The organism is Rhodohalobacter sp. (assembly GCF_041686455.1).
Classification (GTDB): Bacteria; Bacteroidota; Rhodothermia; order Balneolales; family Balneolaceae; genus Rhodohalobacter.
On the sequence record NZ_JAWLDW010000127.1, the window covers coordinates 1 to 7,231 of the forward strand.

Here is a 7,231-nt window from a genome sequence, read left to right on the forward strand (position 1 = left end):
TTGTCTTTAAATTCCCGGGCGTTCATATGTAACTGAGTTGTTGAATTGAACGCTTAAAATTTAAAACTTAAATAATAACATTCAAAATAATGTTTGAATGTAGTAGTTTTAGGTTCCTCTTTTTTTTTGATTTTCAATAGTCACACAATTACAGGGGTAAGTTTAACAGGAGGCTATAGAAACCAAAAATTTGAGACCTGTGCGTGGGATTGCAGTATTTGGTACAATCAAATTAGCGGCAGTGCTAAATATTAGATCCTGCTTTAAAAGTCGAGTTCACTACTATCTAACATAGTTGATAGAAAAACTCAGAAACTTTTACCGAGGTGAATAGTTGTGAAATGTGTCCAAACACGCGTTGGCTATAAGGGTAATCAGTTTTGGCGAACAAATATTTATTTGCCCCGCCTAAACAAAAATATGAATCTACTCTTAAGCATCATTAAAGTGAAGACTTTTGCCTTTTTTCCCGGCGTACATTAAGAGAGAGTATTAAAGGCATAAGGTTCTATTTTACAGAAACTGTTGGCTTTTTTAGTAATCAATATTATATATCAGTTTCGTAAAAAAAGAATCAAAAACTGTATTTGAGATGTAGTTGAAACCTCACATTATTGGCGTCTTCTGTATCTGAAACGGTTCCATCGGGCTGAGTGGATCCATATGCTGCCAGACTGTACATAATCTCGCCCATGATCTGGAATTTTTCAACCTCAAGGGTCAGCCGTGGTGAAAATCGATAACTATAATCAATATCCGAACCTCGTCCGTAAAAGTTAACACTATCATTACTACCCGGCATATCCGTAAATCCTAAGTTTTCAGAATAGCCGCCAAAAACAGAGTAGGTAAGATCTCCATTTCTGTATAACCATTCTGTCCAGAACGATACGGTTTCCGAGTTTTTATAGGTAATTTCATTGGTTTGGTTATCAATAAACTCACCATATCCGCCCATCATTAAAAAATTATGCATGTTCTGACCATACAGTCCCTGAATTTTAACGGTTAAATCGGACCAGTCTTTACGGATATATCCATTAGTGTGCCATGAACCCAGTGTTTCGTCCAGCTTTTCTCCGTTGAGATTCGCAAGCCTGGGCTTTATGATTTTATAACCGACCACAGTTCCAAGATCCCATCCGTTATTCTGATATACCAGATGTAGATTCAACTCAGGTATTGCTGAATTGCGCAGGTAGTCGGGAGACCCACCCTCAGGTCCTGCTGTGGAGAAATCTCGCTGTGTCAACGCTATGAAGGCTGCCGTGAAATTATCTGATAGGTCATAGGTAAACCTGATCTGAGGATTTCGGGAAAAAGCCGCAAAAGGAGCACCACCTCCCCAGGATGAGACTTCCGGAAAGCTGCTTGTAACAAACATTGGATGCCAGTATTGTCCAAATAAAAGAGAGGCTTTATCCCAATTCAATTTTATGATGGAGTGGCGCAGCCTTACCAGGCTAATTACAGGATCGGAGTTGCCGAGAAAATCGAGTTCCAGTAGGGCACTCGACTGTGCTCCAAATATATCGGGACCTGAAACATCAGCTTTCAAACGACTATGAATTGCAAACATGTTGAAATTAGGCTGTGCGTTTATATCATCACCATTCAGATCTTCCGAGACACGAGACGGAAAGATCAACACATCACCCTCACGAGCTGATAGCGTTTGCCGCGTATCAAAAATACTTTCGTAGCTGATAAAACCACTGAAATTCAGATCGTATTTGCTTTCATCCTGGGCGATCAACAAACCGGGCACAAGAGCGAGTAGAACTAAAAATATTACATATTTCATAACCATATGTTTAATTATTGGTTGCCTCTGTTCAACTCATTGGGCTTTTACCGGTTTTTTCTTTGCTGTAGTTACCTGATCAACCAAGTAGAGGATGGATGAATAGGTGATGTCACTGTGTGTAGAGAGACCTATTTCGCAGGTTCGATTCGTGCAATAACCGTTTTTTACTTCTTTAGGTATTTGTCCATTAAGATGCCTGAGGCCATGCTCTACCAGCTCGGGATGGCTGAATCCCCGATCGCCGGCGAATCCGCAACAATTTGTTTCAGGTACGACCACCGATTTTGCACATAGCTTAGCCAATTCTTCCAGCTTGCTTTCCATTCCCAACTTTTTTGCGCTACATACTGCAAAAACACTGATGGGTTCATCAGTCGGCTGGAAATCCAATTTGGGTGCCAGGTACTTAAGGGTAAACTCAACCGGGCCGTACACTTTCAGACGAGGCTCCATATTTTCTACCATAGTTAACTGGCAAGAGCTCATATCGCAAACTATGGGATACCTTCCACCATCGCTGGCTTCATAAAGGGCTTGCTCCAGACTATCAGAGATCTCTTTCCCCTGTTCTTTGAAGCCTTTGCTGGAAAAAGGCATTCCGCAGCAGTGACCAGACAGGTCTTTCGGATAAATGATCTCATAACCTGATTTATGAATAAGCTGTTTCACTTTCGTGGTAAGAGGTACGTTTTCCTCCTGGCCTTTCGGCAAACCCATGGTTTGATTAATACATGAGGGAAAATAAACCACCTTATCGGGTTTAGTGTCTTTAACAGTGTACTTCTCCGGCTTTACCTTAGGGGCTGCTTTAGGTAAATATTTATTCCACTTGGGTACCCTGTTCCCTGAAATTTTTCGCAACCCGCCGGCAACGGAATCCATTGTTTTGGAGCCAAGGAGGGAGTGAAACAGATTTGAGGTATTTAGTGCAAATTTTGTAGCGCTCGTGATCATAGCCATACGCGGAGCCATTGCTGATGCCACTTTCTTCTGTGTTGGCGTATTTTTTTTCCTGCGCAAATCTTTTACAAATTCCCCGGTATTTATATCCAAAGGGCAAGCCATGCCACATAAACCATCTGTAGCACACGTATCAAGAGATTGATAATCATAAGCTTTCTCCATCGAAGCCAGTACCTCGGGCTTCTCGCCGGTCTCTTGGAGGCGCATCATTTCCCGATAAACAGTGATACGCTGCCGTGGTGAAAGCGTAAGGTCATGAGAAACACAGGCCGGTTCACAAAATCCACATTCCGTACACATATCGATGGTCTCATGTGCAGCGGGCATGGGTTTCAGATTTTTGAGATGGAGCTCCGGATCATTATTGAGGATAACACCGGGATTGAGCAGGTCATTAGGATCAAAGATTGCCTTTAAGCGTTTCATCATTTCATAGGCTTCTGAACCCCACTCTTTTTCCACAAAAGGAGCCATATTACGACCGGTACCGTGCTCGGCTTTCAGTGCACCATCAAAACGGTCTACCACCAGCTTGGCCAGATCATCCATAAAAGCTTTATATCGCTCCAATTCCTTTTTGTCATCAAAATCCTGGCTGAACACAAAGTGAACATTTCCTTCCAGTGCATGACCAAAAATTACGGCTTCATCATATCCATATTTAGAAAAAAGCGCTTGCAGTGCAGGTATTGCTTCAGCTAATTCCGGAACCGGAAAACATACATCTTCAATAATAACCGATGTCCCCGTTTCCCGCATGGCTCCAACGGTCGGAAATAATCCTTTACGAACTTTCCAGAGTTTAGCGTATTCGGATGGTTTATCAGTGAATTCAATCGGGATCTCGATAGGGATATCCTTTATCGACTTCTTAATTTGTTCAATCTGCAAATCGAGTTTTTCCTTATCGTTGGATGCCGTTTGAACCAGTAAAGAAGAAGCATTTTCGGAAAGATCCTTTAGATACGCCGGCACGCCGTCCGCGTTCTCCATAGATCTCAGGCTAACCCTGTCCATCAGCTCCACGGCCTGAACGGGCTCAGATTTCAAACGAATAACGGCACGGCAGGCATCTTCAATACTTGGGAAGGTTATAAGTGCGCTTGCTTTATGCTGATGCTCTTCCACTGTTCTATACGTGATCTCAGCGATAAAACCGAGTGTACCTTCTGAGCCGATCATAATGTGCTCAAGTATGTCGAATGGATCATCAAAATCTACCAGGGCATTCAAGCTGTAACCCGTGGTGTTTTTCATCTTGAATTTATGGGTAATTCTTTCAGAAAGAGCTTTGTTATTTTTAACATCTTGTGAGAGCTGTTTCAGCTCTTCCAGCAAATTACTGTGCGATTTCTCAAACTCTTTTCGGCTATCTGCGTCTCCTGTATCCAACAGCGTACCGTCTTTTATAATGACCTTCATGCTATCGACGGTTTGATAGGAGTTTTGAGCCGTTCCGCAACACATACCGCTGGCGTTATTGGCTGCGATACCGCCAACCATGGCTGAGTTGATGGAAGCGGGGTCCGGTCCTATTTTGCGCAAGTACGGTCTCAGTATGTTGTTAGCATGAGCGCCGATAACACCGGGCTGCAGTCGGATTTTATCCCCATTATCTAATACTTTATGCTTTTTCCATGCATTACCGGCAACGACCAGCACGGAGTCGGTAATAGCCTGGCCTGAAAGACTGGTTCCGGCAGCGCGAAAGGTTACCGGGATAGAGGCTCTGTTGCACTCCGATAAGATGTAAGACACTTCTTCGGCATTATCAGCCTTGACTACAATTTTTGGAATCAAACGGTAAAAGCTGGCATCCGTACCAAAAGCAAACGTTTCCAGCGGTTCGGTGTATATTCTCGACGGATCAATTTTTTTGGAAAATTGGTCGTAAATATCTTTGTACTCTTTTGGTAGATTTTTCATGGCATTAGCTGGTTAAAGGAGAAAAGCCGGCGAGAATAAGAACACTAAAAATAAGCGTTATAAGTAGATAATAGAGCAGGGCCGGTACTGCATTTGTTCGAATGATTTGTCCTTCAGCGCCAATACACCCAACCGTAGCTGCAACGGCAACCACATTGTTAACACAAATCATATTTCCGATTCCTGCCCCTACACCCTGCATTGCCGTAATGAGTATAGGGGAAAAATCAAGCAGGACGGCGGTTTCAAACTGAAACGACATAAACAGAATATTTGATACGGTTGCCGACCCCGACATAAAAGAGCCCAAAGCACCTATAGCCGTGGCAAAAAGTGGATATGCTGAGCCGGATAAATTTGATGCCGCCACCGCCATTTCTGTGAGCATACTGTCCATGCCCGTTGTGTTGACGTCGGAATTAAGCATAAGTTGAACCATGCCAACGCCGGCAAACAATGCGATAGCCGCATCCTTTATCTGTTTAAACGTGAGTATCCATGCATCTTTTACATCCTTAATGGGCATTTTATACAGGAAGTGAGTGATAATTGCGACAAGTATAAAAGGTATGGTTCCCGGCAAATAAGCCCACTTTAATTCATACGTCAGACCGGAGATGTTTGCAACATTGTTAAATATAAGCTCCTGATCTACAAGGAAATTTTTCAGGCCGAATTCAGGAATTCTGGTCACTACAAGAATAATGGCAATCAGCAGGTAGGGAGCCCAGGCTTTCAGTAAAGACATTTTTGCTTCTCCTGTGTTACCGGTGTCAATATTAGATCGCCAGATTTTAGGCCATGATTCTTTTTCGGGGAAATCCCACTCATCTTTTGGTGTGAGGAAATCTTTTTTGGCCGCATAAACTACAATGCCCAGGCCAATGAAAGCACCTACAAGCGAAGGTAGCTCTGGTCCGAATATAATGGCAATAAGCACGTACGGAACTGTAAATGCGGCACCGGCAAAGATTGCAAAAGGTGCTGCCGCGAGTGCCGGTTTTATGGATTTGGTTTTACCAAATATGCGAGTCATGATCATGATTCCTAGCAGCGGAAGGAGCACTCCGGCAAATAAATTCGGGATGGCGATCCATTGGGTTAGAGACATCATAAAAGTATCTGAGGCGACTCCCAGTTGCTCAAGATTGGTGTCGAGAGTACTCATGGCACCGAAAATAGGAGTTCCCACAGCGCCGAAAGGAACTGCTACGGTGTTAAATATGAGCGCTACAATGGCAGCTGCAAGAGGTGGGAATCCTAAGCCTACCAGCAATGGGCCGGCCAGGGCAGCAGGAGTTCCAAATCCGGCAGCTCCTTCAATAAACGAACCGAACATGAATCCTATAATAATAACTTGAACTCGTCTGTCTGTTGAAACTCCGCTAAAGCCATTGTTTATCGTTGTCATAGCCCCTGAAATCTTCAGGGTGTTGAGAATAAGAATGGCCCCAAAAATGATGATGAGTATGTCCAGCGCTTTTAAAAAACCAAAAAACGTGTAACCAAACACAAATGGCAGCGTCATCTGCCAGTAGAAAAAGGCGACCGCTATGGCTATCAGTAAAGATAAGGGCAGGGCTTTTGTAGCGGGCCAGTTTAGGCCGGCCATCAGAACAATAGCAGCAAGAATGGGTATAAAAGCTAACAGAGCACTCATGTAGATGTATTTTTTTATGATTAGAAGGCTATAAAATACCTTCAGTTTTCCAAACGTATGATATAAACTGCTTTCTTACTTCTTTTAAAGTGGTAGACAATGATCATTTAATGAAGAGCAGAAAATACTTCCCTAAAGAATCCTGTTTGATTAAATAATTACCGAAATTCTGTAAACTCCAAAATCTCACATTATTATGTGAAATCTGATAAATACATGCAAACTATAGAACGATAAAGACAAATCATTCATATTGATGGGGCTATATTAAAACTGTAATAGTAAATTACTTTACATGTATTACTATGATAATATTTAGGTTATTACTATTAAATCCAACAAAGTAAGGCACTTTCACTAAATTTATTTTGGAAAAAATCTTTCATTCCTCTTCGCCTTGCCATTTAAAGGAAGAATATTCTTTTCTTCAAGACGTACTTAAAAGTCTTTTAAGAAATTGATTTACAAGGTTTTTTTTGATCAGACATATATGATCTGCTAACACTTCTGCTAGTACTGATTGAAATGGAAGCACTTCAAATTCTCTTCTTTTTTAGCTAACCTTCTCGTGATCAGACATCAATCCAAAAGAGAACAATGAACCCAATCATTTTACTGCACGGAGCCCTTGGAACATCCAATCAACTGAAACCCCTTGCTGAACGATTTGAGAGTGAGCAACCGGTTCATCTGATGAACTTTGAGGGGCACGGCAGTGAATCTGTTCCGGATCGGTCCTTTCGCATGGAGCATTTTGTGGAGAATGTGATCGATTTTATGGATCAGCATACAATAGAAAAGGCAGATTTTTTCGGGTACAGCATGGGTGGGTATGTGGCCATGATGTTGGCAAAGGATCATCCCGACAGAGTAGG

4 protein-coding genes are annotated in these 7,231 nt (G+C 42.4%); 1 reads left to right on the top strand and 3 read right to left on the bottom strand.

Annotation, left to right across the window (positions count from 1 at the left end):
• Nucleotides 1-574: 574 nt before the first annotated feature.
• From ACESM0_RS11795 to ACESM0_RS11805, 3 genes are read right to left on the bottom strand one after another with little or no spacing between them, the layout of a single operon-like run.
• The gene (locus ACESM0_RS11795; protein ID WP_372906409.1) at nt 575-1,804 is read right to left on the bottom strand and encodes a hypothetical protein; all 1,230 of its coding nucleotides are present in this window, start codon (nt 1,802-1,804) and stop codon (nt 575-577) included.
• 36 nt (nt 1,805-1,840) lie between these two features.
• Nucleotides 1,841-4,696, bottom strand: a complete 2,856-nt coding sequence (locus ACESM0_RS11800) for an FAD-binding and (Fe-S)-binding domain-containing protein (RefSeq protein ID WP_372906410.1) — start codon at nt 4,694-4,696, stop codon at nt 1,841-1,843.
• Between the two features lie 4 nt (nt 4,697-4,700).
• On the bottom strand, nt 4,701-6,356 hold the full coding sequence (locus ACESM0_RS11805; RefSeq protein WP_372906411.1) for an L-lactate permease: 1,656 nt from the start codon (nt 6,354-6,356) through the stop codon (nt 4,701-4,703).
• A gap of 597 nt (nt 6,357-6,953) precedes the next feature.
• Here ACESM0_RS11805 and ACESM0_RS11810 point away from each other — a divergent pair.
• Nucleotides 6,954-7,231, top strand: a 278-nt coding sequence (locus tag ACESM0_RS11810; protein WP_372906412.1) for an alpha/beta fold hydrolase, incomplete at its 3' end; no start/stop codon positions are given.